The organism is Anaerotruncus sp. AF02-27 (assembly GCF_003465835.1).
Lineage (GTDB): Bacteria > Bacillota > Clostridia > Oscillospirales > Ruminococcaceae > Anaerotruncus > Anaerotruncus rubiinfantis.
Map to the genome: position 1 here is coordinate 292,901 of NZ_QSBX01000001.1, position 26,839 is coordinate 319,739.

Consider the following 26,839-nt stretch of genomic DNA (forward strand, 5'->3'; position numbering starts at 1 on the left):
CTGCTTCTGTCGAAATAGCCATAAATGTAAAATGAAATTCGTGAATGTTAACAAACTATTAACAAGGGCTTGCGTTTGATTTTTCTTTGATGTATAGTATATATATCATAAACTTATATAATAAGCTTATAAGCACCACGTTATACCGGAGAGCGAGGTTGCGCCTATGAAACAACGATTATACTATGCAAATCTGTTTTCAAAAGATCGTTTCGGTGCAGATTTGGGCATTTGCCTCCTTTTGGGCCTGTGCGCACTCTGCGCGCTTGGCATAACCGGCATCCAAACAGAATTCTTTGCAAATCTGTGGGAAACGCCTGTTTCAAATCTCCAAATACAGATTCAGGCACATACCGCACAGTATACCCCATTCTTTTATGCGGTATTGCTGTCCATGTTGTGGATCTTTATACTCTCTGTGAAGTTGCCCCGTATGGCCGCTATATGGCGCTGTGTCAGATGGCTGGAACAGCAAAATCTGCTCACGAACGCTGCGCTGGGGATGGAAACAGCGCAGCGGGATGAAAACGGCGCGCTATGGGGAGAAGTTTATCTGTTCATCCCAAAATCCGGCATTTGCCTGCCTTATCGGGAGATTTCCTGGATTTACAATTCGCGGGAAAAGGATGTCACGCTATTGAATGGAATCGCTGAATTGCGTGTGGGAATTCCCGGTGGATATCAGGCTACAGCACTGCGGTATCACACCCGTTCCAAAAACTGGGAAGCGACGTTTGACCGCTTCGTCACCACACTTTCGGAAAAGAATCCTTCCCTTTGCTGCGGCTATTCCAGAGAACGTGAGAAGGCCTTCAGCACAAACCAACCGTTTCCCGTTTGATTCGCGGGCAAAATACCACCTCCCTTTTAGAAGATTCCTGCATTGTTAAGATGCAAAAGGCCAGCGTCGAAACGCGGTTTTTGCCAAAGCTGGTTAAAGCCGCTTCAAAATTCATGAGGAAAGAGAGAGAAAATATGAAGATCACAAGTGTGGACGTATTGAAATGCGTGGGCAAATGCTGTGTGGAAACAGACCCATTTTACACCATTTGCGTGCGCCTCAATACGGACGAAGGAATCTGCGGCTTTGGGGAGGCGGGCGTCGCCTATGGCTGCGGTGCGGACGCGGCATTTGGAATGATCCGTGATCTTGCAGAACTGATCCTTGGTATGGATCCGATGGACAATGAAAGCATTTGGTTTAGGCTGCAGCGCAAGACCTTTTGGGGAATGGGCGGCGGAACCATGGTCTTTGCCGGCATCAGTGCGATTGATATCGCGCTGTGGGATATCAAAGGAAAAGCGCTGGGCGTCCCGGTCTATAAACTGTTCGGCGGCAAAACCAATCAGAAGCTCCGGGCGTATGCCAGCCAGATTCAATTTGGATGGGGTCCGAAAAGCTTATGCCTGACCAGCGCGAAAGACTATGCGATGGCAACCAGGCAGGCGATGGCGGACGGATATGACTGCGTAAAGGTCGATCCGCTCCTTTGGGACCCAAACGGCGGGTTCCAGCAGTGGAACACATTTGGCATCCTCAGCAGCGAACAGATGCGCATTGCCGAAGAACGTGTCGCGGCGATCCGTGAGACCGGTGGCGAAAAAATGGACATTATCATCGAGCTGCATTCCTTCACGGACACCAATACATCGATTCAGCTCGCACGGGCATTGGAAAAATACCGGATTTTCTATTATGAGGAACCTACGCAGCCGCTGAACCCCGCTCTTTTTAAGGAGATTTCCAATAAAACCTCGATCCCGCTGGCAAGCGGCGAACGGATTTACAGCCGTTGGGGATACCGGCAGTTTTTTGAGGATCGCAGCCTTTCGATCATTCAGCCGGACATCTGCAATGTTGGAGGCCTGACCGAAGCCAAAAAAGTCTGCGATATGGCGCATGTCTATGATATTGGCGTACAGGTACATATCTGCGGCGGCCCGATTTCCACGGCCGCAGCCCTCCAGCTTGAAGCAGTCATTCCAAATTTCGTAATCCATGAGCACCACCAAGGCGCGCTGGTCCCGGAAAACATCGCCCTCTGCAAATACGATTACCAGCCGAAAGACGGCTATTTTGAAGTCCCTGAACGGCCGGGAATCGGCCAGGAACTGACCGAAGAAGCAATTGCCTGCGCGCCAGAGCATATCGTTGTCTCCAATACCACCAGAACTTATTGAGAAAAGGTGTCCGTGGCTCATCGCCGCAGAAAGGAGTCGTTCTATGAAAGAAAAAGGCTTTGTCCCATCCTTCCAGAGGTTCAACTACCTGATCAACCGGATTACGGTGGGAATGCAGGTCGTGTGCATTATCGCTATCAGCATCCTGGTGGTGGCTGATGTGGCAATGCGCTACCTGCTTTCGAAACCGATTACCGGCTGTGCGGAAATCGTCGGCTATCTGATGGTCTGTGTGGGGTTTCTGGGGATGGGGATGTGCACACTGGAAAAGTCCCATTTAAAAATCGATATCATCGTCAACCGTTTCCCACATAAGGTTCAGCTCTATTATGATGTCGTCAACTTTATCTTGGTCGCCTTTATCGGTTCACTCATGTGCCACGCGGGATTTTATGAATCTGCCGTGATGTTGAATTTCGGCACCAAGGGGACTTTGACCAAGATCCCGGCCTGGCCGTTCTATGCAATGATGGGCTGCGGCTATGCCCTGCTCGCGCTGGCAGCGCTGAGCAATTTATGCGTCGCGGTCTCAACGCTCAAGCATTTCGGCAAAGAAACGGATAAGCAGGAAGGAGCGGGAGACAAATGAATTATGTCTTATTTGGTCTGATCGGAATGATCATCCTGATGATCATGGTATTTAACCGTCTCTGGGTCGGCGCGTCGCTGATTTTCGTCGGTTTTTTCGGCTACGCGTATATCAACGGGTTCACCAAGTCGCTCATCATGGTGAGCATGGAATCCTATACGCAGGTGGGCTCCTACTCCTTCGCGGTTGTCGTGCTGTTCACCTTCATGGGGACTGTGCTGGCCGGGACCGGGATGGCGGACGACCTCTTTAAAACGGCCGACGCCTGGCTTGGCAGCATCCGCGGCGGTATCGCGATCGCAACGCTGGCCGCCTGCGGCGTTTTCGCAGCCGTCTGCGGGTCCTCCACCGCATCCGCTTTGACCATGAGCAAGGCTGCGTTCCCGGAAATGAAGAAGCTGAACTATGACGAACGCCTTTCGGCGGCAACCATTTCTGCCGGAGGTACGATCGGTATCCTGATACCGCCGAGCATCGGTTTCATCATGTATGGCCTCATCACGGAGAATTCCATTGCAAAACTTTTCATGGCAGGCCTTGTCCCGGGAATCACACAAGTCCTGTTTTATATGGTGACTGTCTGGATCGTACTGAAGATCCATCCCGACTGGGCGCCCGACAACAGCAACCGGAAGCTCCCATTAAAAGAAAAGATCCGGTCGCTGAAAGGGACCTGGTCGATGATCGTCCTGATCATCGTGATCATGGGCGGCCTGTACGGCGGCATCTTCACCGCAACGGAAGCCGGCGCGGTAGGAGCGGTCACTTCGGTTCTTCTGGCGCTTTTCTCCAAAAAGCTGACCAAAAAGAACTTTATGTCCGTTTCGATCGACACTGCAAAAACGACCGGTATGGTCGTGTTCATGCTGACCGGCGCATACATTTTCACCCGTTTCCTGACCGTAACCCGCCTGCCGGAACGCATGAGCGAAATGGCTCAGAAATATGCGCACAGCGAGCTGGTGCTGATTCTGGCCATCTGCCTGCTGTATATTATCTTGGGGATGTTCCTGGATATCTATGCCATCATCATCCTGTCCATCCCGATCCTGTATCCCACCATCGTCGCGGCCGGAATGAACCCGATCTGGTTCGGCGTCCTGATGGTCCGCCTGATGGAGGTCGGCATGATCAGCCCGCCTTATGGCGTCAATCTGTTCGTCACGTCTTCTGCAACCGGCGTCCCGCTAAACAAGATGTATCGGGGCTCCATCCCATTCCTAATTGCGGACGCTCTGCATATCGCCATGCTGATCGCATTCCCGCAGGTGGCATTGTGCCTTGTAAAATAATGGTATATTTTCCGGTGAGTGGTTCTATGCCGGAATAAAATCAAGAATTACATAGGAGGAACAATATGAAAAAGTTATTGGCACTCATTCTCGCAGCAGCTCTGGCTCTGGGTTTTGCAGCCTGTGGTTCCGATTCGTCCGCGCCGGCTGCCTCCGGTCCGGTTTCCAGCACATTCCCCGCGGCGTCCGGTGAAAAAATCTCATTAACCTTCGCCGCGCATTTCTCCAACACCATCCCACTGGGAGAAATCGTCAGCAAAGCAAAGGGCCTTTTGGAAGAGGCGTCCGGTGGGCGGATTACGTTGGATGAGTATTACAACGAATCGCTGGTAAAACAGGCGGACACCTTCTCCTCGATCGGCCAGGGCATGGTGGATATCGCATATGTCCCCTCCCAGAACCTTTCCGACGTGGAAATGGCCGGCATCTACAAGCTGCTCTATCCGAACGGCGCCACCGACATCTCGACGATGACCAATATCTACCGTTCGGCGCTTGAGAAAACACAAATCCAAGAAAACCTGGCAAAATTCAACACCTATTGCCTAACTGTCCGCGCATACGGCGGCAAGCAGCTTGCCACCAACAAAATGGTGACCCGCCCGGATGACCTCAAGGGTATGAATATCGGCGCGAACGGGAACGACGCGTTCTTCTTCACCAAGATGGGCGCCGGCGCGGTGACCCTGGCCAACTCCGATTATTATACCAGCATGAGCAACGGCCTGGTCGGCGGGCTGACCAACCATTGGGTCTCAATGACCAACTATGGCCTGAATGAGGTCTCCAAATACTTTGTCGAGTTTGGCGGCGGCATCGAGGTTTCCTCGGAATCTTACCTGATCAATCTCGACAAATGGAACAGCCTTTCCCCAGAAGATCAGCAGATTGTGCGGTCCGTTTTCGAGCAGGTCAGCACCGAAGCCATGGAATATGACCGGGACCAGCTTGACAAAAGCCGCCAAAGCATCACGGATGAAGGCATTGAAATTTACACCCTGACAGCCGAAGAACTCGCGGCCTTTGCCCCTTATGCGGAAGAAGTCAATCGGGACTGGATCGAGGAAGCCTCCGCAGAAGGATGGGACGCGCAGGGCGCCTATGACTATATTATCGGCCAGATCGGATGACGGCAGCGCGCAGAAAAGCCAAAGCGCCGTCAAAAAAGGAGGTCTACTGATTTGAATCCCTATTATCCCCATTTGTTTGAACCACTGACTGTGAAAAAAACAACCTTCCGCAACCGCATCTGGGCCACCCCGAACTGTTGTTTTGGGGAGCATTCTGAAAACGTCGCCTTTGCATCCAATAAGGCCCGGGGCGGTGCCGCTGTCGTAACGCTCAGCGAAAGCGCGGTCAGTCCGGAATATGATGTGCAGGACCCCGGCTTTGGCCAGAGCGTCGCCCGGCATAATGACTATAACAAATCCCGGATGGGTGACATCACAATGATTGTCAAAGCGCTCGGCGCCATCCCAAGCATCCAGCTAAACCATCACGGCGCGCTGGCGCGCCCCAATCGCAGCGTTTCAGGCGCCATGCCCATTGGCCCGATGGGGTTTATACGAGAGCGGGACGGCGTGAAAGTCCAGGCGATGGACGAGCAGATGATCTGGAAAACCATCAACGATTATGCCATGGCAGCGGCCTTTGCGCAACGCTGCGGTTTCGAGATGGTGCAGGTGCACGGCGGTCACGGCTGGCTTCCTGCCCAGTTCCTGTCGGCACGGACCAACCAGCGCACCGACGACTGGGGTGGAAGTCTTGAAAACCGCGCCCGCTTCGGCATTGAGATCTGCAAAGCTATCCGCAAAATCTGCGGCCCCAATTTCCTGATCGAATACCGTGTCAGTGGCGATGAAATTGTTGCAGGCGGCATGCAGATTGACGAGGTATGCAGGTTTGCCGAGATGATCGAGGAGCATATTGATTTTATCCATGTATCCTCCGGCGTACACGACGACCGGCACACCGCCGCGCATATGATTCCCATGATTGGCTTTGTAAAGCCCGGCATCAACGTGGAACTTGCAGCACAGGTCAAGCGGCATGTCCACATCCCGGTCATCGTGGTAGGCGGGATCCATGACCCCGCCTACGCGGAAAAAATTCTGGCGGACGGAAAAGCGGATATCATTGGCATCGGCCGCCAGCTGATCTGCGACCCGGACTGGCCCAACAAGGTGCGCCACAATCAACTGGATCAAGTGATTCCCTGCATGCGCTGTAATGCCTGTATTTCTGATCTTGCTTTTGACCCGCTGCCGTTCGGCCAGAGTAAGCAGTTCGGCTGTGCCGCAAACCCCGAGGTCGCCCACGACCTGATGATTGCGCGCATACCAAGTCCGCAAGGTTCCCGGCGGGTCATTGTGATCGGTGGAGGCCCAGCCGGCATGGTGGCCGCGATTACCGCGGGAAAGCGTGGCCATAAGGTCACACTGCTCGAAAAAAGCGATGCCCTGGGCGGCTACTTAAAAGTGATGGACTGCGAACCGGATAAAATAGAAGTGACCCGGTATAAAGAGTATTTAATTCGCACCGTCTGCAAGTACGCGGATGTCCGCCTGAATACCGAAGCGACCTGTCCCACGATCCAGGCCCTGCGTCCGGATGCCGTAATCTGCGCAGTCGGGGCAAACATCTTCATCCCACCCGTACCCGGGGTCGATCCCGCCACTGCAAAGACATTCATGGACGCCTACTACCGGCCTAACAGCATCGGGAAAAAGGTGATTCTTGTCGGCGGCGGAATCGTCGGCTGCGAAACCGCCATATTCCTCAGTGAACATGGCCATCAGGTCACAATCGTGGAGATGCGCAGCGTGCTCAGCGACCCCAATTATTCGTACCATTACCTGCCCATGATGGATAAGCTTGACGCCGATCCCAATATCAGCTATATGGTCAACACCAGGTGTGTTGAAGCCACCGGCCAAGACATCACCGTCGAGCAGGATGGCAAACAGCAAGTGCTTGCCGCAGACAGTATCGTCTTCTGTGCCGGTCTGGTCCCGGACCGGACGCAGGTGGAAGCATTGCGAGACGCCTGTTTGGATTTCTATACGGTTGGCGACTGTGTCAGCGCGAAGCGAATCAAGGATGCCACACGGGCTGCCTATTTTACAGCAATGAATATCATATAGAGCGCCAAAACCGCCCGAATGTTTAGCTGACATTCGGGCGGTTTTGATAAAATCCAGTTTAATTTTTCTTAGGGAGCGCGACAATATTGTAATCAATGTGCGCCAGGATAAAACGCTTCGCCTTGGGAAAATTGCGTTCGCAGATCGCGTTATAAAGATCCACATGTCCACGGGTAAAGCCATCGATCGCCTTCGCGTTGTGTTCGGAATCGTTAAACCGCCAGCGGGACTGAAAGTTTGCGCAGATATATTGTTTCAAGGCTTCCTGCGCGGTCATATAGGCTAACGGATACAAACTGTTCCCACTCAGCTCGCAGACGGTCAGATGAAACTTGTAATCGAGCTCGACCAAATGCGCGGTATTGTCCGCGTCTAGGTCGGTGTTGGATGAGAGGAAATTGTTAAAATTATCGCAGGCCTCTTTCAGTCGGTCCATGTCCGCGTCGCCGGCATTCTGGATTGCCAGACGGATGCATTCAACATCAATCAACCGCCGGAAGTCATTGATGTCGTCGAGCATCCGCGGTTCGAGCATTTTGGTGGAGACCTCCTGCATGAACCGGTTACGGTCGAAAGCTTTAAAATAGGACCCTTCCCCTGCACGAGTTTCAATGTACCCAATCGCATTTAAACGGGCGATGGCGGCACGGACCGTCAAGCGGCTGACATCATATTGCCTCATCAGTTCCGTCTCAGAGGGCAGCTTGTCTCCGTCCTGATAATCCCCATTTTCAAGGTTTTGCCTCAGAATCTCCGTTAATTGTTCGGCCAAGCTGTTTTTTCGAATCAATCCTTTTGGCAAGATGAACCCGCCTTTCCACAATTTATTTATATGCTTATATTACAATATAATAATTATATCATGTTAAAAATATTTCGCAAGTGGATACATCGTTGCAAAGCCACATATTTACATGCAATACCCGATATATTCAGACGCTTGCCCATGTTGCGCAGTTAAAATGGCCGATCGGCAGCGTCCTAAAGGATATGCTTTTTCAACAAAAAAATGCCCGCACGACTCGGACATTTCATTTTCAAAGCGCCCCTTTTGAAAAAACGCTTTGTATACGCCAGGTCAGAAAATGCAAAGAAATCCGAACCTAAAAGGCTCGGATTTCTTGTGCGTTGGTGCGGGTAACAGGACTTGAACCAGAAAAAAGGCATTTTATGAGCTTTCGCGAATTCCCGTAAACGCCCATTCCATGCGGCTTTACGGGTTTTTGCTTTCTCTGGTTCTTGGTGTTTATGGGGCCTTTTTTGCCTAAATAAACACCAAATAAACACCAAATTTCTACGCCCCCAAATTTGGGGAGGTTAACGGGCTGAATTTTCAGCCGAGTGGAGGAGAGCGCAATTTTGCGCCGTCCTAATTATAGCTGACACCAAAATTGGATTCAGTTTTACCCACAAGTGGGGGGAACGCCATTTTTGCTACTTTTGCTATTTTTGCTCCACCATAACGAGAATAAAAAGCCGCCCCGAAGGACGGAGAGTAACTACGAATTTTTTCACGGTCGCCAAATTTGGCGAGCATACCCACAAGTGGGCATAATTTTTGGGTACTTCGATATCATCGAATCGCCACAAATGGCGAAGGTTCGGGAAAATTCCCTATCCCACAAGGCGTTATGGCGTGATTCTGTTCTTCGTGTGTTGTTAAATTAGTGGGGCCTTTGCGCCGTCCGCAGAGATTTTCTCAGCTTCTCCAACGCATTCCGCTCCGCGCTGAGCACTCCCTGATGGGATATCCCTATCCGCTCGGCTATCTCGCGCAGCTTCATCCCGTCTATGTACCGCAGCCGGATCACCTGCCGTTGCCGTGGGGATAATGTGCCTATCGCCGCTCTCAACTGCTCCTGCAATTCACCGTTTTCTATCCGTTTAGCCGGTGACGGCTCCGGGCTTTCCAGCGCGTCAAGCAACGTGATTTCGTCATCCTCCCGGCCCGGTAAAGGTGCATCAAGTGAAATCGTGTCTATCTGCTTAGGATGTTCTTTGGAGTAACGCAGGCCCAACGCTTCCCGAACGGTATTCATGACATTGCGGCTAAGGTAGGTGGTGAACCGGTACGGCTTTGCCGGGTCGAAGTATTTCAGGGCTCGGACAAGTCCCAAATAGGCGTACTGTTCCAAATCCTCTAGCTCTAATAGCCGCTCTTGTGCTATGCCCTGATACTTACTCACCAGCTTGTAAAGTAACCTCTGGTTATTCAGATACAGGGCCGTGAGCGCGTCCCGGTCGCCGCCCTTGGCCTTGATCGCCAGTTCTTCATTGCTCATGGCGTTCACCTCCAGTGTGCGCCTCGTGCACACCTTCTTTCAGATACCTTGCGTAAACCTTGTCCTTTTTGTGGTGGGAAAGTATTCATCAGTGGGGAAATGCGCGCGCGCGTATCGTGTCAACTAATTCGCCTTAACCCACTATCGCGCGTGTACCAGCTTCAAAAAACTCCTGTTTTGTTCCTGTTCTCCCGCTGTTACCAGGCGCGGGGACTCTCATTGTGGACACCGACAAAGGGATAGGTAACTTGACTACCCCTTTGCAATGATCCCCGTTGCGGCCTCATGCTTTACCCGTTGCCGTAGAAAGTATTTTTCATTGCCGGTCCGTTACCAAATGTCTTTTTAGGGCCTCTAAAATCTCTAAATGCTTTCTTTTTTTTGGGGGGGCAAAATAGCCAAATAGTACCCACAATGAGACATCCCCCCGGTAGCGGGCAAGTGGCTAACCATAATCGCCAACACCACAAGGCCCCTTCCATTTATGAAAAATCCCCGAAATGAGATTTAAAATTCCCGTGGGGAAATTTTACTGTGAAGAAGTGGGTCTCGCGGTGTCGCCCGCTATCCCTGTACTTTTTGGTACGGCCCCACCACTTGTGGCGGATGAGGTGAAGTGGTGTTTCACCACCCCACGACAATGCCGTCCTCATTGAAAACGCGGGTACTGTAAAGCTTTCCGTCAGTACCTTGCAATTTGCAAGATACTGAAAGAAGGCTTAGCTTGGCAAGCCCTCCCCCTGCACGAAATTTCATGCACCGAAACTAGCGGCACCGCTGTCGGGAGTTTCAATGCGACATTGTTGTCGTGCTGATTGGCCTGCGACACCGCTGTCTATAATCAACCTCGGTTCAGCGTTATACCCAGGTTCAAACCTATCCGCAGCGTTGCGGTTAATTTGTATATGCCTTATAGACTTTGTAACGCCAGAGATACAAGGTTGAAAATTAGGTGCAGCGCTGCACTTAATTTTTTTAGGTACGGACAAGCTGTCGGTAGGTATAGGGAAATTTCCCGAGCCTTGACGGGGGGCAGGAGACAATGAGGACGAAAAATCGTCCCCCTGCCGGAAATTTGACGCACCCCCTCTGTGTACGAGGTCACTATAAGTGACTTTGCGCGTCAATCGTATTGACTTGCAATAAGGTGTCCTGCGCTTTACGGTATACCCACAATGAGAAGAACCATTGAGCGCAATTTTGCGCCCAATGGCATTGACATAAACTTTCAATTCAGCGGACTGCTCTATTGCTTGCCTGTCCATTGCCCCACGCTTCGAGACAGTCGCGGCCCATCATGTGAATTAACTCGACTGTATTTGCACCGGGCACATGACCAATGGCCTTCTGTATCCTGTCTGCGCCGTCTGTCGCCCATGATTCCCAAACATCCCGGTGCTTCCCGGCCTTCCCGTCGCTCCATGCCTCTTTGATAAGCGGGGTCACAATTTCCATGTAGTCATTCGCCGTCATAGTTCCGCCTCCCGCGCTTCACGCATACCCTGAACATAACTTCTCGCCATGACTTCACCCAACTCCAGAGCGAGTTTGAACAGTTCAGGATTATCTTTCTTCATCGGTTCGGCCTCCGGCGATAATGCTAAGGCAATTTCAACGCATGCCTTGATTTCTTCCAGTGTAGATTCAGCGGTTAAACTTTTGAAGGCGATTAACGTTTCACCATTACGACCGGTCTCTTTTGCATCCCGGAAATGATTCAGCATTTCGTCTGCATATTGGTCTTGCATTCCTTCTCTGCTCGCGGTATTATGTAGTTGATCTTTATGGGTTGCGCTCTGGGCCGCTGCTACGGCTTGGGGCGCTTTTTTTGTTTTGGTCATTTTGCATTGCTCCCATCATAATTATTTGTCATTTTCGTCATAGCCCGCCGGGTTGATTTCTCATGAATACCCACAGTCAAAAAAGAATTGTCAATCCCGGCGAGAGCTCATCCCTGTTTTTTATTCTCGTTACGGTAGTGCAAAAGGTACAAAAGGTACAAAAGTGTTATAGCATAGTAGCTTTTGCATATTTTGTAGCTTTTGTATGAGGGTTTACTATAATTTTTTTGCTTGGCCTGCCGCCCGTACTCCGATCTTCCTCCTGAACATATCCCATTCCAACCAATACTTGCAGAGAAGGCTCCATTTCCTCCACTCTTTTGAATTTCCCTTGACACATGGCAAATAGATCCCGCTTACTAATTTCATCCCGTCCAGTGCTTTCAATACGTCGCCACAGATACTTAGCGTCCTCATAGTCATTGTCCGCGCCCATGACCTGATACGCCGCCATTGCGTGTGCCCCCAGAAATTCAGCTATTTTAACTGCCCCTTGCATAACCTCCGGGCTTATGGGGCTCTCTGTGGGGTCTCCTGCTGCTTCTGCCGCGTGCATCAGCGCGGCGATTCTCACCATAGCGCCGACAAGCTTTCCGCCCCAGTCCCGCATAAACTCCCAATCGTCGCCCAGCCTTTGCTCTATGTAGGCGGCATATTCCTGCCTGATATGGTCGGCCTCCGGGCTCAGGTAGATAACCCCCTGCCCCCGATCCGAAAGGATACGGCGAACAAACTGCCTGTAATCGGCCTTGATGCTGTCCGGTATTGTATCCGGGCATATATCGCGCCGCCCCACCTTGGATTTACACATAGCATACAGAAAGCGCCCGCACAGTCCGCGCCCACGAAAAGTTGCGTTGTCCATCAACCCCTGCAATACTTCCGGCTGAATGGTTAGCATCATGCTCAATCTAGGTTGTGGGATGTAGTTGGATTTTCGTCCTATGCGGTCAACCATGATCGGATCGCCCGCATGTCCTTTCAGGTAGATATCGAAGTTTGCGCCTTTATCGTAGCGTCCGGCCAGAGCATCAAATAAGCCGCCCTCGGCGCTTGCTACGGTGATGCATCCGCCCTGCATGTCCATAATGTCAATCAGCTTCTCCTGGGTCGTATCGTCCACAAGGAGCCGGAACGGGTACTTGTCTTGAAATTGGGCGAGTTGTGCGGAGAGTTCCAGCGCATCCGCTTTGTATGCCTCAAAGGAACCTTTTTTCTTGGCGGCATTGTTCTGTGCTGCCTGCAAAGCCTTTTCCAGCAAAGCCCTCTCGGTCTGGTTCTGGGCAATCTCTGCGGCTTCGAGCTCCCGCCTTTCAGCTTCATATTCATATACCGGCTTGCTCAAAGCAGATATTACAGCGCTTTTTCGTTCACCGGGCGGCGCGACGGCAACAGTGTACAGGCAAAGCGGTTCCCGCCAGTCGCTTGTTATCTCAACCTCATATTTTGATTGAAAGGCCGTGGCCAACACTCCCAGCGACAAGATACCGGGCATTTCCTCCGGGGTCTGCGTGCTCTCCGACAAACACTCCACGAACGCGGTTAACGGGCCCGGTAAACTCTCGGTTGGAAAGTCTGGGGTGTCTATACTGTCAAAAGGTATCGGCGGCTCCCATCCCTGCGGGAGCGTCACCGGGGCAAAGTCCTCTGCCGCTGTCGGTTTACTTCCGAAGGTGTCCACAGTGTGCCCGATCGCGTCCTCAATTGTGGAAGCTCCATAGGTCTTGCCGCCGTGCTTCTCATCCCACTTCGGACGCATGAGGCCGGACGCGCGGAAAAGCCTGTCCATCTGCGCCGGGTCTTTCCCGGTATAGAAAGCAAGATAATTGCACAGCGCCATGTCTGCCTCGCTATGGGAGGGATATCCGCCCGTGTCGCCGCTGTAGAGCCGCCGGAACTTCTCACCGTTGGAGGCCTTGCCCGCTATTTCAATGAGCTTACCATCGTCCAGCGTAAGGCCTGCGGGCTGCTGCATGGGCTTCTCCTTGGGTTTTTCGGGGAACAGCTCGTCATATAGCTGCATGATCTCCCGGTCGCGGCGCTCGATGGGTTTTACTCCCATGAAGGGGTTGCCGGTCATGGTTAGGAATCGCACATCCCGGTACATCTCAATCCCGCTGGCGGGGTCTTTTCTGCCCTTAGCGGGAATGTCTCCGTACACAAAGATATGTAAGCCCGTGCCAGAGGGGGAGAACTCCGTATAGGAATTGAGCAGGCCCACCACCCGGAGCGCTGCCGGGGACACTTCGCCGGTCTCAAGATTGATGCAATGGTCAATGTCCACACCGACAAGCCCCATGTCGTTGAATTCATATCCCACGCCGTCATAGCCCTGCGCCTTTACCGCCGTGTCAAAGTCTACCCATGTGTCAGGCTGTCCCGCGCTGGCCCGCCTGCCGGTTGCCGGGTTATACGGCACCTTGGTTGGCTTGTCCTGCCCCTTGCGCTTCTCATAGCGCCATGTCACCCATTGAGGCATTGCCCGAAGCGGCAACGGGATATTGTTGATCTGATTTTGTGATAGCATCATATCCCGCCTTATGCTTCTATCCGCCGGATTTTGCCCGTGGCGAGCGCTCCCTCCGGCTTAGATAGGTATTCTATGAGGGCGTCCACATTGATGAGACGGCGCCGCCCAATCTCTCGTGTGGGGATCTTCCCGGACAATGCCAGTTGCCTTATGTAATACTTGCTGATGGAGGTATCGGGGTCGATCTCCCGCAAAAGCTCCATCGTTTCATCAAGCGTGCGCATGCGTGGCAGGTGGGGCCCCTGTGCGGCCGGTGAGGGGGCTTGTTCGGCCTCTTTGATCTGCATGTCTAGCGCGGCCAACTGGCCCGCTACCGCCGCTCGTGCCTGGTATAGCTCGGTCAAGGTCATGATTTTACCTCCAGCGGTTCCAACCGCTTTGTGAATTCGTCCGTGATCTTCTTGTACTCATCCAGCCAACCGCGCAGGGTGGTGATTGTGCCGTCCTCCACCTGCTTACGCATTAGGCGGCGCACGGTGGCCCTAACGGTCTCTTGCATGTCGTTGTGATATGTAACATCCCTGAGGCGTTCTCCGCCCTTGCTGGAACGGCCCAGACGATAACAGTTGCGGTCAGCGGTGATTGCCAAACCTCCCGGTAATGAAATCATGAAGTGTGCTCCCTTCTGTTGAAATTTAAAGCCTTGTTTTATGGATTCCTGTGAAATTGCCTTACATGCCCATTTTGTAGGTCTGCAAAGTGGCTTAGAATGCGGGATTGCTATGTTTCTAAAGCGTCACTTTTTCTCTATATCTCGCTTGTCTCGCGGCGTTCCTTCTTAATCTTTGAGTTTCGGCACAATCTTTACAGAATTTTTGCCGGTTGCTAGTGACACGAAATTTCTCTCCGCAGACCGAACACTTTTTAATCAAATCTTTCTCTGCGGGCGTGCCAATAATTTCTGTCTCGAGCACCGGATCAACGGGAAGCACTGCCCGCCGGAAATAATTACAACACAAATGATTGCTTTGCAACTGTGCGCATAGGTCGCCGGTCACACCGCATTCATTCCATTCGTCTATGTAGTTCGCACACTGCTTTTTCACCATGCTGTGAACCTGTTGCGCCTGTCTGCCGGTGAACAGTTTGTTCGAACTGCTCCCTATCTGTGGGAGCGTCAGTCGTGGCTCCGGGCTTATGTAGATTCCTGTAATGTGGGCTTTCATGTTTTTATCTCCTTTGGTTCTTCGCTGAATAAATCGGATGGACTAACTCCCAGCGCCTTACAAATAAAAGGAATTTCATCAGCGTATATGGGGCGCTTGCAGTTTAAAACACGAGAAAAAACGTCGCGGCGAAGTCCTGCTTTATCGGCAATCGCTGTTGGTTTCTTATCGCTCTCAATGATCATTTTACGTAATCTTTTGTTCACGGCATAGGCTCTTTTCAAGATATCACCTCCCACAACTCAATGATTTGTTTAGTTTCCGTATTGAGTATACTAAATGTTTCATTGAGTGTCAAGCAAAAAAATTACGCAAAACTAAATAAATCGTTGACAAATTAGCAATGGCATGCGATAATACAGGCACAGGGGGTATTCTTATGGGAAAAGAAGAAATTGCCAAGAGAATAAAAAACGCACGGGTTGCAGCAGGCTTTACACAGTCAGATGCCGCAAAGCGGTTGGGCATTTCTTATCAAGCCGTCAGCAATTATGAGCGTGGTATAAACCGCATAGATAGCGATACGCTCAACAAGTTGTGTAATATTTATAGCGTTTCCATCAATTCAATTCTATCGCCCGAATCCGAAGTGCCGCCCTCAGCTTCCACAGAGGACAACGAGCTCCAGGAATATTTGGAATATCTTAAAAGCCGCGAGGATGGTCGGATGCTTTTCTCGTTGGCGAAGAATGCCACAAAAGAGGATGTTATGCGCGCCATCGCAATAATTGAAGCTCTGACAAAGAAGGAAGAACGGCAGGAATGAGCATGGAGTATTACCGCGAACAGGAATTAGCCGGGTAAAGGATAGGGTTTAAAAATAAACGATAGCAGGAGGAATTGTAGTGGACAAAGAATTACTGGAACAGTTTCAAACAATCATTGACATGATGGGAAAAATGGCTACAAAGGAAGATATCCACGACGCAGAGACCCGCATCAACACCAAAATCGAAAGTGAAGTCACTCAACGGCTGGATGCTCTCACCGACGGATACAAGCTCAACCATGAAAAACAGTGGGAATTGGAGCGCGAGCTTGAAGCGCTGAAACGCCGTGTTGAACGCTTGGAGAATGCGGGATAAGGACTATCCCCCGAAAATGGGGAATAGCCCGCTAAAGCATAAAAAAATCCGCCCTGTGTAACAACCACAGAACGGATGATGCAGGCCCATAAACCCCAAATTTATAAAGCCTCTGCATGCTTATTATACCGCCTTTCCGGCCCGCATGCAAGGGGGCTTGGAAAGGTGTTTTTATTATGGCGACGATCACGAAGCGCGGGGACAGTTACCGCATCTGTGCCTCCTGTGGGTACACCCCTAGCGGGCGGCAGGTACGGCGCACTATGACATGGACACCGGCCCCCGGCATGACCGCAAAGCAGGAGGCGAAGGAGCTGAACCGGCAGGCGACGCTGTTTGAGGAAGAATGCCGGTCGGGTCATATTCTGTGTGGAAACATCAAATTTCAGAGCTTTGCGGAACAGTGGTTCAAAGAATACGCCGAACCGAAGCTAAAGCGTCGCACCATCGACCAATACCACCAATACGAGCCGCGCGTCTATGCTGCTATCGGGCATTTGAAGATGGGAAGTATTACCACCCGCACCATACAGAAATTTATAATAAATCTCGGTGAGGATGGGATTAATTTACGCACGGGCGGCAGGCTGTCTCCTAAGACCGTCAAGAATACCCTCTCCTTTATTTCAAGCGTTTTCGCCTATGCCATCACACAAGGAATTGTCAGAGAAAACCCCTGTCAATGCGTGACCCTGCCCGCACCAGAAGAAACCGAACGGGACTGCTATTCACTGGAAGAGGCGGAGCTGTTCTTGGAGCGGTTGGAGAACGAGCCGTTAAAGTGGCGGGTATTCTTCACGCTCGCCATATATGGCGGCTTTCGGCGCGGGGAGCTGTTCGGATTCGAGTGGAAAGACATCAACTTTGATACCGGCGTAATCACTGTCAACCGCACCAGCAACTACACCGTAAAGAGCGGCGTATTCACCGACACCCCAAAAACAAAAGGTTCCCGGCGCAGCTTGAAGCTTCCGGCCGCCGTTCTGTCCCTGCTCCGACAGTTTCGCGCGGCGCAGGCGGAGGAACGCTTACAGCTGGGTGATCGCTGGGTTGATACTGACCGGCTGTTCGTCTCGTGGAATGGCACTGCCATCTATCCCAGCAGCGCCAAAAACTGGCTTGACCGGTTCTGCGAGCGCACCGGAATGCGCAAGGTCAATATCCACAGCTTTAGGCACCTGAACGCCTCCCTGCTCATCAACGGCGGCGCGGATGTCAAGACCGTGTCGGCTGTCCTTGGTCATGCGCAGACCTCCACGACTCTGAACATCTACGCGCACAGCTTCGCAGCGGCGCAGGCCGCAGCCCTTGAAGCGGTCGCAGATACCATCGAATTACATAAAAAGCAGGCCGTAAACACCAAATAAACACCAAATGCCGAAATCAGCCCGCTACGAGGGCAAAGAAAAAGCCCACAAACCAGCATTATAAGCCAGTTTGCAGACTTTGTACAAGTGGTGCGGGTAACAGGACTTGAACCTGCACAGCCTTGCGACCATTAGAACCTGAATCTAACGCGTCTGCCAATTCCGCCATACCCGCATATCAGCACGACTCAAACGAATCGTGCTTGATTATTATATCATTGGGAAAATAGCTTGTCAACTGTTTTTGTAAAATTCTAGATGTATTTTTCCTGAATGAGCGCTTCCATCAAACGGCAGCCTTCCGGGATATAAACACCAGTTTTTTCGGCCAGCGCTTCGGTGTAGCGCGGAGTGGTATGCACCGATTCCCGATAGCTGCGGTAAAGTACAAAAGGTACCGGATCGCTCGAATGAGTACGGATATCCAACGGCGTAGGATGATCCGGGGCAAGCAGAACCGCAAAATCCTCCCCCTCTTTCTGCAGCGCCGGGATGAGCCGTCCAAGGATGTCCCGATCGATCAGTTCGATCGATTTGACCTTGTTCTCCACCTCATGCCGATGACCGCACTCATCCGGAGCTTCCACATGAATATAGACGAAATCACAACCATCATGCAAAAGGGCGAGCGCGGCCTGTGCCTTCCCTGCAAAATTGGTGTCGACATTACCGGTCGCGCCTTCTACATCGACGCTTTTGAGCCCCGCGCAGATGGCGATGCCCTTGATGAGGTCAACCGCGGAGATAACCCCGCCTTTCACGCCAAACTTCTCTTCGAAGGAGGAAAGCGCTGGCCGGGTTCCCTCGCCCCAGAACCAGCAGGACGTCGCCGGATTTTTCCCGGCGGCGATACGTGCTTTGTTGATCGGGTGGTCCTTGAGCAGTTCGCGGGAACGCTTCATCATGCCGTAAAGCAGATGACCATACCGGCCCTGGGGAAGATATTCCTTCACCGGCTTGAGAGAGATGTCATGCGGAGGGGTGCAGATGCTGCCTGTTTCCGCATGTTTTAAAACCAGGCAATGCCGGTAGCTGATACCAGGATAGAGATTGATCGTTTCGGATTTGAAGCGCTCATTCAAAAAATTGATCAGCTCTGTCGATTCGGCGGTGCTGATTTCCCCCGACGAATAATCGAGCATGGTCGTGTCCTCATAGTTTTCTTCGTCCGAAAGAGTCACGAGATTGCAGCGGAAGGTCACATCGTCCGCTGCCAGAGGAATGCCCATGCTGACCGCTTCGAGCGGACTGCGGCCACTGTAGTAAATCTTGGGATCGTAGCCCATGACCGAAAGGTTCGCGGTATCCGATCCGGGCGGCATCCCTTCCGGGACGGTCTTCACCATCCCGACCGTCCCATGCTGCGCCAGAAAATCCATATTGGGTTTCACAGCAGCTTCCAACGGGGTCTTCCCCCCGAGTTCCGGCACTGGGCGGTCGGCCATGCCGTCGCCCAGCATCACGACATATTTCATCTTCTGTCACGCATCCTTTTTTCTGCGCGGCCTTTGCCGCGCAGTTTCTTATTTCACGCCGAGCCAGGCGGCGACCGCGTCCTTCATCTTCGTGGGCTCAACCACATCGGTAAAGCGCTCCTTCCGGTCCCGCAGCCCCGCGAGCGCGGCGGGCGCCTGCAGGCCGGTAGCCTCGGACAGCTCCCTCAGAAGCTCGAAATCGCCGCCGGACGGGGCCTTCCCGATCGCGGGAAGCACGCTGCCCGCAAACTTGAAGGGGCTGGCGGTCGAAGCGATGACCGTCGGGGTGGTGTCACCGGTTTTGGCGGCATAGTCCTGATAGACCTTCACCGCAACCGCGGTATGGGTGTCGCAGAGGTAATGGGTTTTTTCATAGACCGAAGCGATCGTTTCGGCGGTCTGTTTGTCATCCGCGCAGCCTGCCGCGAATTCTGACTGAAGTTTTTCGAGGATCGTTTTGTCCACCGTATATTTGCCGGTGGCAGAAAGCTCGTTCATGTAACCCTTCAGCTTCCCGTCGTCCCGGTCGCAGAGCAGGTAAAGAAGCCGTTCCAGGTTCGAAGAGATCAGAATATCCATCGATGGAGAGCTGGTGACATAAAAGTCCCGATTGCGGTCATAGGTGCCGGTCGTGATGAAATCGGTCAGCACATTGTTTTTGTTTGACGCACAGATCAGCTTTCCAACTGGCAATCCGCAGTGTTTCGCAAAATAGGCGGCCAGAATGTTGCCAAAATTACCGGTCGGCACGACGACGTTGATCTTGTCGCCGAGCTTGATGCGGCCCGCGTTCACCAGGTCGCAGTAGGCGGAAAAATAGTAGGCAACCTGCGGCACGAGGCGTCCCCAGTTGATCGAATTGGCGGAGGAAAGCACAAAGCCCTTTTCCGCGAGCAGGGACGCAAAATCCTGGTCGGTGAAGATGCGTTTGACGCCGTTTTGCGCATCGTCAAAGTTGCCCTTTGCCGCAAACACCATGACATTATTGCCCTGCTGGGTGGTCATCTGCAGCCGCTGAATGTTGCTGGTGCCTCCGTCCGGATAGAATACGCAGATTTTTGTGCCTTCCACATCTGCAAAGCCTTCGAGCGCGGCCTTTCCGGTATCACCCGAGGTTGCGACCAGGATCACAACCGTCTTATCCTCGCCGGTCTTCTGAAGCGACGCGGTGAGCAAAAAAGGCAGAAGCTGCAGGGCGAAATCCTTGAACGCGCAGGTCGGGCCGTGGAAAAGTTCCAGGATGCTGGCGTTTTCATCGAGCGGGACCACCGGCGCCACCGCCTTGGGCGGGAACTTTTCCGGCGCGTAGGCGCGGCAGACATACTGGTGAAGCTCCTCACGTGTAAAGTCCGGCAAAAAACGGCTCAGGATGCTGGTGGCACGGGCGGTATAACCCGATTTGGTGAGCGTCTCAAGCTCCCCGGCCGTATATTCGGGAAGCGTTTCCGGCAAAAACAGACCGCCGTCCGGCGCGAGCCCCGCGACAATCGCCTGCGCGGAGCTGACTGCATAGCCGCTGTCCCTGGTGCTGATGTAATTCATGGTTCCCAACTCCTCAGAAGTTGTGCGCGGATAACACACAACTGTATTTATCATTTTTGACCAATTTATCATACCACATTTATCTGTCCGAAACAAGCAAAATCACCCGGCGGCACCCCCCGAAAAGAGCCGCCGCGCGGTCGCATGCCCAGCCTTGCCGCGGAGCGCCCGATATGGTAGACTGGACGCGGACCGGTATTTTCACGCGCGGCGCGGGGCACTCCAACGTGGCGCGGCCATTGGCAGTGGCTTTTCCGCGCATACAGCCATGCACATGGAGGTATTAACATAAATTTAATGTGCGTTCCATCAAATTTCAAGTATAATAGGGATGTCCAATATATAAGGAAGGTGATGGATTGAAAAAACAGCCCATTTGGGTCAGCCTGTTGCAGCTGTTTCTGATTTTGACCGGCGCCACCCTCATTTCCTGTCTGTTTTCCCATTTCGGAGTCCAACAGGAAAATATCCTGATGGTCTATCTCACCGGCGTGGTGCTGGTCATTATCCTGACGCGCGGATATCTCTGGGGGCTTGTCGCCTCGCTGCTCGGCGTCTTTACCTGTAATTTCCTCTTCACCGACCCCATTTATACGCTCCGGGTCAGCGACAAGGATTATATGATCACCTTCGCAATCTTTCTGGCGGTCTGCCTCATTGTGGGAACCCTCACTCTGCGGCTGCAGCGGGAGGTGCGGCTTTCCAGCGAAAATGAAAAACTGGCGCGGTGCCTTTATGAAATCAGCAGCGGATATCTGAACCTTTCCACCCGTGGGGAGATCGTCCGCCACACCCAGGAAAGCATGCGCCGCCTGCTGCCCAACCGCTGCACCATCCATCTGGACGAGCCCGAACCGCAAAACGACCACGAATTTCCGGAAAAACGTGAATACCTTCCCATCAAAAGTGGGGCGCGGGTTTTTGGGACGGTGGAGGTGGATTGTTCCGGCGGATCGCTCGACGCGCGGGGCCAGATGGCAGTGGGCACCATTATCTCCCAGATGGCGCTGGCACTCGAACGCGAACTGCTCACCACCGAAAAGGAACACGCCCGGCTCGAGGTCGAAAAGGAGAAGCTGCGCAGCAACCTCCTGCGTTCGATCTCCCACGACCTGCGCACGCCGCTCACCGGCATCGCCGGCAGCGCGAGCTTCATGATCAACAGTTTCGACAGCCTCGACAAGGGCACCATCCTAGGTTTCCTGGGTGATATTGTAAACGACGCCGGATGGCTCAACAACCTGGTCGAGAACCTTTTGAACATGACCCGTATCCAGGACGGAAAGCTGGTCATCAAAAAAAACAACGAAGTGGTCGATGACATACTTACCGAAGCCTATAACCGTATTTCACATTTTCTCGGCGGGCGCAGCGTCGAGATGACCATGCCGGACGAAGTGCTGCTCGTACCGATGGACGGAAAACTCATCATCGGCGTGCTGACCAACCTTTTGGACAACGCCGCCAAACACACCCGGGAGGGCAGCAGAATCCTTGTCTCGGTCACACGCCTTCCGGAAGGCAAGGCCCGTTTCGAAGTGCGTGACAACGGCGGCGGCATCAAGCCCGAACTGCTCGGGCACATCTTCGAAAGTTTTGTCGGCTCGCAGACCGATCAGTCGGATTCCCACCGCGGGATTGGGCTGGGGCTCTCCATCTGCCAGTCGATCGTAGAGGCGCATGGCGGTGTAATCCGCGGGTTCAACAATAACGAAGGCGGCGCCACCTTCCAGTTCGACCTGCCGCTGCAGGCGGCCGCAAAGGAGTGAACACAATGTCCCCCATTCTCATTGTCGAGGATGATAAGAGCATCCTGAACGTCCTCACCGCACTGCTTAAAACGAATGGTTACGAATCCATCTCCGCTGTCACCGGGCTCGATGCGCTTTCCGCCTACTATACCGCCGCGCCCTGCCTCGTCCTGCTTGACCTGGGGCTCCCGGACATCGACGGTACCGCTGTGCTTCAGCAGATCCGTCAGCATTCCGGCGTACCGGTCATCGTGATCTCGGCGCGCGGTCAGGAATCTGAAAAGGTCGCCGCGCTCGACATGGGCGCCGACGACTATGTCACCAAGCCGTTCGCGGTCGGCGAGCTGCTCGCACGCATCCGGGTGGCGCTGCGAAAGCACGCCCCGCGGCCGGAAAAGGATGAAATCTTCGTGCTCGACACCCTGAAGGTCGATTTCGAACGCCGCAAAGTCTATGTCGAAGGCAATGAAATCCATCTGACCCCCATCGAATACCGGCTGCTCACCCTGCTGATCCGCAACCGCGGCAAGGTGCTTACTCACCGGTTCATCAGCAAGGAAATCTGGGGCTACGAATATACCGAAGATTTCCAGTCGCTGCGGGTCTTTATGGCCGGCATCCGCCGCAAGATCGAAAAGGATACCACCCGCCCGCGCTATATCCTCACCGAAGTCGGGGTGGGTTACCGCTTTGTGGATGAATAGCGGCAAAACAGGAACCGCGCGAAAGCCATCCCGCTTTCGCGCGGTTCCTGTTTAAATTGACGCTTGCCTGCGCAAAAATGCTGTGCTATGATATAGTACATGTTGAATTTTGAAAGCGGGTCCCACGCTCGCGCGGCGGGGAAACTTTCGAGGGAGAAGAATCCATCCGATGCAGAACAAAACTGTCATGAAAAAGGCTTTGAAAGCGGCGTTTCCCTATACCATACCGATTTTTGCGGGCTTTTGGTTTTTGGGGATGACCTATGGGATCTATATGAACGTATCCGGCTTCAGCTTCTGGTATCCCATGCTGATGAGCCTGACGATTTTCGGCGGGTCGCTGGAATTTGTGGCGGTGGCGATGCTGCTCAGTCCCTTCGCGCCGGTACAGACGCTGATCATGGCCCTGATGATCCAGGCACGGCACCTGTTTTACGGAATTTCCATGCTGGAAAAGTTCAAGGGAACCGGCTGGAAAAAACCCTATCTGATCTTCGGAATGTGCGACGAGAGCTTTTCCATCAACTATTCGGCCGAGATTCCCGAAGATGTGGACAAGGGCTGGTTTATGTTTTTTGTCACGCTGCTCAACCAGTTTTACTGGTTTTCTGGTTCCACAATCGGCGGCCTGTTGGGTTCGCTCATCACCTTCAACACCGAAGGGCTGGATTTTGTCATGACCTCAATGTTCGTGGTCATATTCCTGGAGCAGTGGCTCAAAGAAAAAAAGCACTACACCGCGCTGGTCGGCGTGCTGGCCTCGGCGGCCTGCCTATTGCTGTTCGGGGCAGACTCCTTCATGCTGCCAACCATGGCCTGCATCCTGTGCTTTCTAACGGTTCTGCGCAAGCCGGTTGAAAAGGCGGGGGGTCTGTTGTGACGCTGACACAGGAAATCATAACGGTCGCGCTCTGCGTGCTGGGGACGATGGCGACCCGTTTTCTGCCGTTCCTGATCTTCTCGCCTAAGCATCCCACCCCCAAATATGTGCAGTACCTCGGCAAAGCACTGCCCTCCGCTATCTTTGGAATGCTGGTGGTCTACTGCCTGAAAAATGTCAGCTTCCTCACAGGCAGCCATGGGCTGCCCGAGCTGATTTCCATCACGGCAGTGGTCGTATTGCACCTGTGGAAAAGGCAGATGCTGCTTTCGATCGCGGGCGGCACGATCTGTTATATGCTGCTTGTGCAGCTGGTATTTTGATGATCCGGCCTGCGCGTCAACTTGGCGGATCTTTCCGGGGCTCCAGTCGGTGGGGAGTGAATGGACGCGCTGGCTAAAACGAAAGGGGCATGTTATGGGGAGGGACAGGTTCTGTTTTCTGTCTGATTGCGGCAATCCTGTTTTCGACACGATATCTTGCAGCGGCAATCTTTATGTCGGGCGTCTCCTCCTGGAATGCGGCCCTGTTTGCGGCAGGACTGGAATATGTGGGAACCCCGCTGCTCGTCTTGAGCGCCCTTAGCCTCATTGTGGGGGGGGGGGCGGATACCTCGTCTGGGCGGAGATTGACCGGCGGGACCAAAAGTAAAGCTTTCTATAGATGGCCGTCCCCAAGGGACGGCCATACTTTTTGTCTGAAGCAAATGCCTGGAATATTCAATGGGAGCCGCCGCGTGCTTGGCCACGCAGCGGCTCCCATTGGTTTAAAGTGGGTTATAAGAAAATGGTGAAGGGTAAACGGTAATTATCTCTGAACACGGCCGGAACCGTCGCCGCCAGCCAGCTTCGCAACCTCGTCGACCGAAACCATGTTCAGGTCGCCTTCGATCGTGTGCTTCAGGCAGGAAGCCGCAACCGCGAACTCGATGGTCTTCTGGGAATCGAAGCCCTGCAGGCAGCTGTAGATGAGGCCTGCGCCGAAGCTGTCGCCGCCGCCGACGCGGTCGACGATCTTCATGTTGTATTCTTTGGAGAAGTAGTAGTCCTTGCCGTCAAACAGCATACCGGCCCAGTTGTTCTCGCTGGCCGAGATGGAGGTGCGCAGGGTGATGGCGACCTTCTGGAAACCGAAGGTATCAGCCAGCTTCTTAGCGACGTCCTTGTAGCCTTCATGGTTCAGTTTGCCGCCATAGATATCGGTGTTGGCAGCTTCAATGCCGAAAACGTCTTTGGCATCCTCTTCGTTCGCGATGCAGACATCCACGAATTTGACCAGCTCGGCCATGGTTTTGCCGGCCTGCTCGCGGGTCCAGAGGTTCTTGCGGTAGTTGAGGTCGCAGGAGATGGTGATGCCTTTCGCTTTCGCGGCTTTGCAGGCATCCAGGCAGATGTCGGCGACATTCTGACCCAGCGCCGGGGTGATGCCGGTGAAGTGGAACCACTCGACGCCTTCAAAGATCTGATCCCAGTTGAAGTCCTCCTTGGACGCGGTCGCAATCGCGGAACCGGCGCGGTCGTAGACGACTTTGGACGGACGCTGGGAAGCGCCCTTTTCAAGGAAGTAGATGCCGACACGGTTGCCGCCGCGGACAATCTTCGAGGTGTCGACGCCGAACTCGCGCAGCTTGTTGACAGCCGCCTGTCCAATCTCGTGCTTCGGAAGCTTTGTGACAAACGCCACATCGAGGCCGAAGTTTGCCAGAGAAACCGCGACGTTTGCTTCGCCGCCGCCGTAGGTTGCGCCGAGGGTCTGCGCCTGAACGAATCTATAGTAGCCTTCCGGAGCCAGCCGGAGCATGATTTCACCAAATGTAATAATTTTACCCATTTTGTAATCCTCCTATGATCATTCTTGCTCTTGCAATCTGCTTATTTCTTCTTCTGGACAAGGTGAACCGCAAAGCCCGCGATTTCGTTCTTGAAGTAGATAGCGGCAAGGTTGCCCTTCGCATCCTTCTTCGCGGTGCTCTCATCGAACGCAAAGCCGCGGCTTTCGAGATAGGCGACAGCGCGGGAGATATGGTTGGTCGCAATTGCGATGTGGCCGTTTTTGCCGAGATATGGGGTCTTCATGACCTCGACATATTTGTCAGCAAATACCGAGGAGTTGCCAACCTTGGCGGCAAAGCCAAACATTGCCTCAAAAAGTTTGGCGGTCTCAACCGCTTCCGCTTCGTTGGCGGCGTTGATGCCGATATGAGCCAGCTCAAAGCCGAGCATCACATGGACAGCCTGTTTGGCGAGGCGGGTGATCTCATCGAATTTTCCGTCGTTGATGAGGTCGGCCTTAACCATCCAGCTGCCGCCGCAGCAGAGGATCTTTTCAAAACCGAGGTAGTCGCCGAGATTTTTCTCGTTGACACCGCCGGTCGGCATGAACTTGAGGTTCGGATACGGGGCGGAAATCGCCTTGATGTAGGCAAGGCCGCCCGCCTGCTCCGCCGGGAAGAACTTGACCACGTCAAGGCCGAGCTCGATGGCGGCTTCAATATCGGAAGGATTGGCGCAGCCGGGGGTTACCGGGATGCCCTTCTCGATGCAGTAGGCGACAACCTTCGGGTTGAGGCCCGGGGAAACGATGAATTTCGCACCGGCGGCGATCGCGCGATCAACCTGCTCGGTGGTTAGGACGGTGCCGGCGCCGACGAGGACGTCCGGGACTTCCTTCGCGATGCGGCGGATTGCTTCCTCACCCTGCGCGGTGCGGAAAGTGACCTCGGCGCAGGGCAGGCCGCCCTCTTTGAGGGCTTTGGCAAGCGGAACCGCTTTTTCGACATCGTCGATCTTGATGACAGGAACGATACCGATCTGGGAAAGCTTCTTCAGGATTTCGTTCATTACTCTTCACCTCATAAAATCATTACGTCGCTAGTTTCACAATACGAAACTCAGTTCCGCATTGCGGTCGATACTTTTATTATACCGATTCTGTCCCGCAATGCAAGGGTTTTTTAAAAAATTCCTGCTAAAAATTTCGCCAAAAAACCTTGCTTTTTTTTGCGTTATGGA

At 53.1% G+C, this 26,839-nt stretch carries 26 protein-coding genes and 1 tRNA gene; 13 read left to right on the top strand and 14 right to left on the bottom strand.

The features are described from left to right. The first annotated feature begins 433 nt into the window (after nt 1-433). The 6 genes from DWV16_RS18810 to DWV16_RS01560 all read left to right on the top strand — a co-directional run bounded on the left by DWV16_RS18810 (nt 434) and on the right by DWV16_RS01560 (nt 7,205). On the top strand, nt 434-841 hold the full coding sequence (locus DWV16_RS18810) for a hypothetical protein (RefSeq protein WP_147349410.1): 408 nt from the start codon (nt 434-436) through the stop codon (nt 839-841). A gap of 134 nt (nt 842-975) precedes the next feature. Further along, nucleotides 976-2,181: a mandelate racemase/muconate lactonizing enzyme family protein gene (locus DWV16_RS01540; protein ID WP_118477680.1), complete on the top strand. Its 1,206-nt coding sequence runs from the start codon at nt 976-978 to the stop codon at nt 2,179-2,181. A 43-nt stretch (nt 2,182-2,224) separates the two neighbouring features. Then, entirely contained in the window at nt 2,225-2,770 is a 546-nt protein-coding gene (locus DWV16_RS01545; RefSeq protein ID WP_118477637.1) for a TRAP transporter small permease, read from the top strand. Beyond that, nucleotides 2,767-4,062 (top strand): TRAP transporter large permease, encoded by a 1,296-nt coding sequence (locus DWV16_RS01550; RefSeq protein ID WP_118477638.1) that lies wholly within the window; start codon nt 2,767-2,769, stop codon nt 4,060-4,062. The genes DWV16_RS01545 and DWV16_RS01550 overlap by 4 nt, the downstream gene beginning before the upstream one ends. Nucleotides 4,063-4,127: 65 nt before the next feature. After that, on the top strand, nt 4,128-5,192 hold the full coding sequence (locus DWV16_RS01555; RefSeq protein WP_118477639.1) for a TRAP transporter substrate-binding protein: 1,065 nt from the start codon (nt 4,128-4,130) through the stop codon (nt 5,190-5,192). A 51-nt stretch (nt 5,193-5,243) separates the two neighbouring features. Further along, a complete protein-coding gene (locus DWV16_RS01560; protein ID WP_118477640.1) occupies nt 5,244-7,205 on the top strand; it encodes an FAD-dependent oxidoreductase in 1,962 nt (653 codons plus the stop codon). A gap of 58 nt (nt 7,206-7,263) precedes the next feature. On the opposite strand, the gene DWV16_RS01565 is transcribed toward DWV16_RS01560, so the two are convergent. The 9 genes from DWV16_RS01565 to DWV16_RS01605 all read right to left on the bottom strand — a co-directional run bounded on the left by DWV16_RS01565 (nt 7,264) and on the right by DWV16_RS01605 (nt 15,248). Continuing rightward, complete coding sequence (locus DWV16_RS01565; protein WP_147349411.1) at nt 7,264-8,007, bottom strand: FadR/GntR family transcriptional regulator; 744 nt, start codon at nt 8,005-8,007, stop codon at nt 7,264-7,266. An 862-nt stretch (nt 8,008-8,869) separates the two neighbouring features. Continuing rightward, entirely contained in the window at nt 8,870-9,487 is a 618-nt protein-coding gene (locus tag DWV16_RS01570) for a sigma-70 family RNA polymerase sigma factor (protein ID WP_118477642.1), read from the bottom strand. A gap of 1,233 nt (nt 9,488-10,720) precedes the next feature. After that, entirely contained in the window at nt 10,721-10,960 is a 240-nt protein-coding gene (locus DWV16_RS01575) for a hypothetical protein (protein ID WP_118477643.1), read from the bottom strand. After that, nucleotides 10,957-11,328: a hypothetical protein gene (locus DWV16_RS01580; protein ID WP_118477644.1), complete on the bottom strand. Its 372-nt coding sequence runs from the start codon at nt 11,326-11,328 to the stop codon at nt 10,957-10,959. Before DWV16_RS01580 ends, DWV16_RS01575 begins: the two co-directional genes overlap by 4 nt. A 166-nt stretch (nt 11,329-11,494) precedes the next feature. Further along, nucleotides 11,495-13,855, bottom strand: coding sequence for a DUF3987 domain-containing protein (locus DWV16_RS01585; RefSeq protein ID WP_158572753.1), 2,361 nt, complete (start codon nt 13,853-13,855; stop codon nt 11,495-11,497). Between the two features lie 11 nt (nt 13,856-13,866). After that, a complete protein-coding gene (locus DWV16_RS01590; protein ID WP_147349412.1) occupies nt 13,867-14,202 on the bottom strand; it encodes a helix-turn-helix domain-containing protein in 336 nt (111 codons plus the stop codon). A 2-nt stretch (nt 14,203-14,204) separates the two neighbouring features. Then, nucleotides 14,205-14,468: a hypothetical protein gene (locus DWV16_RS01595; RefSeq protein WP_147349413.1), complete on the bottom strand. Its 264-nt coding sequence runs from the start codon at nt 14,466-14,468 to the stop codon at nt 14,205-14,207. Nucleotides 14,469-14,586: 118 nt separating this feature from the next. After that, nucleotides 14,587-15,024, bottom strand: coding sequence for a cysteine-rich VLP protein (locus DWV16_RS01600; protein WP_118477648.1), 438 nt, complete (start codon nt 15,022-15,024; stop codon nt 14,587-14,589). Next, the gene (locus DWV16_RS01605) at nt 15,021-15,248 is read right to left on the bottom strand and encodes a helix-turn-helix transcriptional regulator (RefSeq protein WP_118477649.1); all 228 of its coding nucleotides are present in this window, start codon (nt 15,246-15,248) and stop codon (nt 15,021-15,023) included. The genes DWV16_RS01600 and DWV16_RS01605 overlap by 4 nt, the downstream gene beginning before the upstream one ends. A gap of 155 nt (nt 15,249-15,403) precedes the next feature. Here DWV16_RS01605 and DWV16_RS01610 point away from each other — a divergent pair, with 155 nt between their 5' ends. From DWV16_RS01610 to xerC, 3 genes are all read left to right on the top strand, one after another. Beyond that, entirely contained in the window at nt 15,404-15,790 is a 387-nt protein-coding gene (locus tag DWV16_RS01610) for a helix-turn-helix domain-containing protein (RefSeq protein ID WP_158572754.1), read from the top strand. Between the two features lie 79 nt (nt 15,791-15,869). Then, a complete protein-coding gene (locus DWV16_RS01615; RefSeq protein WP_118477651.1) occupies nt 15,870-16,109 on the top strand; it encodes a hypothetical protein in 240 nt (79 codons plus the stop codon). Between the two features lie 176 nt (nt 16,110-16,285). Beyond that, nucleotides 16,286-17,476, top strand: a complete 1,191-nt coding sequence (gene xerC, locus DWV16_RS01620) for a tyrosine recombinase XerC (protein WP_118477652.1) — start codon at nt 16,286-16,288, stop codon at nt 17,474-17,476. An 88-nt stretch (nt 17,477-17,564) separates the two neighbouring features. Here the strand turns inward: xerC and DWV16_RS01625 are convergent. The 3 genes from DWV16_RS01625 to thrC form a co-directional block, all read right to left on the bottom strand. Further along, a tRNA-Leu gene (locus DWV16_RS01625) sits at nt 17,565-17,651 on the bottom strand. Between the two features lie 79 nt (nt 17,652-17,730). Beyond that, nucleotides 17,731-18,951, bottom strand: a complete 1,221-nt coding sequence (locus DWV16_RS01630) for a cofactor-independent phosphoglycerate mutase (RefSeq protein ID WP_066456993.1) — start codon at nt 18,949-18,951, stop codon at nt 17,731-17,733. A gap of 48 nt (nt 18,952-18,999) precedes the next feature. Then, complete coding sequence (gene thrC / locus DWV16_RS01635) at nt 19,000-20,493, bottom strand: threonine synthase (protein ID WP_118477653.1); 1,494 nt, start codon at nt 20,491-20,493, stop codon at nt 19,000-19,002. A 359-nt stretch (nt 20,494-20,852) separates the two neighbouring features. On the opposite strand from thrC, the gene DWV16_RS01640 reads away from it, so the two are divergent. The 4 genes from DWV16_RS01640 (at nt 20,853) to DWV16_RS01655 (ending at nt 24,151) form a co-directional block, all read left to right on the top strand. Further along, nucleotides 20,853-22,262 (top strand): DUF4118 domain-containing protein, encoded by a 1,410-nt coding sequence (locus DWV16_RS01640; RefSeq protein WP_066456989.1) that lies wholly within the window; start codon nt 20,853-20,855, stop codon nt 22,260-22,262. Between the two features lie 5 nt (nt 22,263-22,267). Continuing rightward, nucleotides 22,268-22,948, top strand: coding sequence for a response regulator (locus DWV16_RS01645; RefSeq protein WP_066456987.1), 681 nt, complete (start codon nt 22,268-22,270; stop codon nt 22,946-22,948). 169 nt (nt 22,949-23,117) lie between these two features. Beyond that, complete coding sequence (locus DWV16_RS01650) at nt 23,118-23,828, top strand: AzlC family ABC transporter permease (protein WP_199719750.1); 711 nt, start codon at nt 23,118-23,120, stop codon at nt 23,826-23,828. Further along, complete coding sequence (locus DWV16_RS01655) at nt 23,825-24,151, top strand: branched-chain amino acid transporter permease (protein WP_118477654.1); 327 nt, start codon at nt 23,825-23,827, stop codon at nt 24,149-24,151. Before DWV16_RS01650 ends, DWV16_RS01655 begins: the two co-directional genes overlap by 4 nt. Nucleotides 24,152-24,635: 484 nt before the next feature. On the opposite strand, the gene DWV16_RS01665 is transcribed toward DWV16_RS01655, so the two are convergent. Both DWV16_RS01665 and DWV16_RS01670 read right to left on the bottom strand, forming a co-directional pair. Next, nucleotides 24,636-25,658 carry a sugar kinase gene (locus tag DWV16_RS01665; protein ID WP_066456975.1) on the bottom strand — a complete coding sequence of 341 codons (1,023 nt, stop codon included), beginning with the start codon at nt 25,656-25,658 and terminating at the stop codon, nt 24,636-24,638. A 41-nt stretch (nt 25,659-25,699) separates the two neighbouring features. Further along, nucleotides 25,700-26,668 (bottom strand): bifunctional 4-hydroxy-2-oxoglutarate aldolase/2-dehydro-3-deoxy-phosphogluconate aldolase, encoded by a 969-nt coding sequence (locus DWV16_RS01670; protein ID WP_066456965.1) that lies wholly within the window; start codon nt 26,666-26,668, stop codon nt 25,700-25,702. Between the last annotated feature and the right edge of the window lie 171 nt (nt 26,669-26,839).

Excerpts from the sequence above, each read along its gene's own strand:
- DWV16_RS01545 (WP_118477637.1), top strand. The coding sequence starts at position 2,225 with ATGAAAGAAAAAGGCTTTGTCCCATCCTTCCAGAGGTTCAACTACCTG.
- DWV16_RS01610 (WP_158572754.1), top strand. The coding sequence starts at position 15,404 with ATGGGAAAAGAAGAAATTGCCAAGAGAATAAAAAACGCACGGGTTGCA.
- DWV16_RS01670 (WP_066456965.1), bottom strand. The coding sequence starts at position 26,668 with ATGAACGAAATCCTGAAGAAGCTTTCCCAGATCGGTATCGTTCCTGTC.
- DWV16_RS01570 (WP_118477642.1), bottom strand. The coding sequence starts at position 9,487 with ATGAGCAATGAAGAACTGGCGATCAAGGCCAAGGGCGGCGACCGGGAC.
- DWV16_RS01540 (WP_118477680.1), top strand. The coding sequence starts at position 976 with ATGAAGATCACAAGTGTGGACGTATTGAAATGCGTGGGCAAATGCTGT.
- DWV16_RS01645 (WP_066456987.1), top strand. The coding sequence starts at position 22,268 with ATGTCCCCCATTCTCATTGTCGAGGATGATAAGAGCATCCTGAACGTC.
- thrC (WP_118477653.1), bottom strand. The coding sequence starts at position 20,493 with ATGAATTACATCAGCACCAGGGACAGCGGCTATGCAGTCAGCTCCGCG.
- DWV16_RS01580 (WP_118477644.1), bottom strand. The coding sequence starts at position 11,328 with ATGACCAAAACAAAAAAAGCGCCCCAAGCCGTAGCAGCGGCCCAGAGC.
- DWV16_RS01665 (WP_066456975.1), bottom strand. The coding sequence starts at position 25,658 with ATGGGTAAAATTATTACATTTGGTGAAATCATGCTCCGGCTGGCTCCG.
- xerC (WP_118477652.1), top strand. The coding sequence starts at position 16,286 with ATGGCGACGATCACGAAGCGCGGGGACAGTTACCGCATCTGTGCCTCC.
- DWV16_RS01650 (WP_199719750.1), top strand. The coding sequence starts at position 23,118 with ATGCAGAACAAAACTGTCATGAAAAAGGCTTTGAAAGCGGCGTTTCCC.
- DWV16_RS01600 (WP_118477648.1), bottom strand. The coding sequence starts at position 15,024 with ATGAAAGCCCACATTACAGGAATCTACATAAGCCCGGAGCCACGACTG.
- DWV16_RS01630 (WP_066456993.1), bottom strand. The coding sequence starts at position 18,951 with ATGAAATATGTCGTGATGCTGGGCGACGGCATGGCCGACCGCCCAGTG.
- DWV16_RS01595 (WP_147349413.1), bottom strand. The coding sequence starts at position 14,468 with ATGATTTCATTACCGGGAGGTTTGGCAATCACCGCTGACCGCAACTGT.
- DWV16_RS01585 (WP_158572753.1), bottom strand. The coding sequence starts at position 13,855 with ATGCTATCACAAAATCAGATCAACAATATCCCGTTGCCGCTTCGGGCA.
- DWV16_RS01575 (WP_118477643.1), bottom strand. The coding sequence starts at position 10,960 with ATGACGGCGAATGACTACATGGAAATTGTGACCCCGCTTATCAAAGAG.
- DWV16_RS01550 (WP_118477638.1), top strand. The coding sequence starts at position 2,767 with ATGAATTATGTCTTATTTGGTCTGATCGGAATGATCATCCTGATGATC.
- DWV16_RS18810 (WP_147349410.1), top strand. The coding sequence starts at position 434 with ATGGCCGCTATATGGCGCTGTGTCAGATGGCTGGAACAGCAAAATCTG.
- DWV16_RS01555 (WP_118477639.1), top strand. The coding sequence starts at position 4,128 with ATGAAAAAGTTATTGGCACTCATTCTCGCAGCAGCTCTGGCTCTGGGT.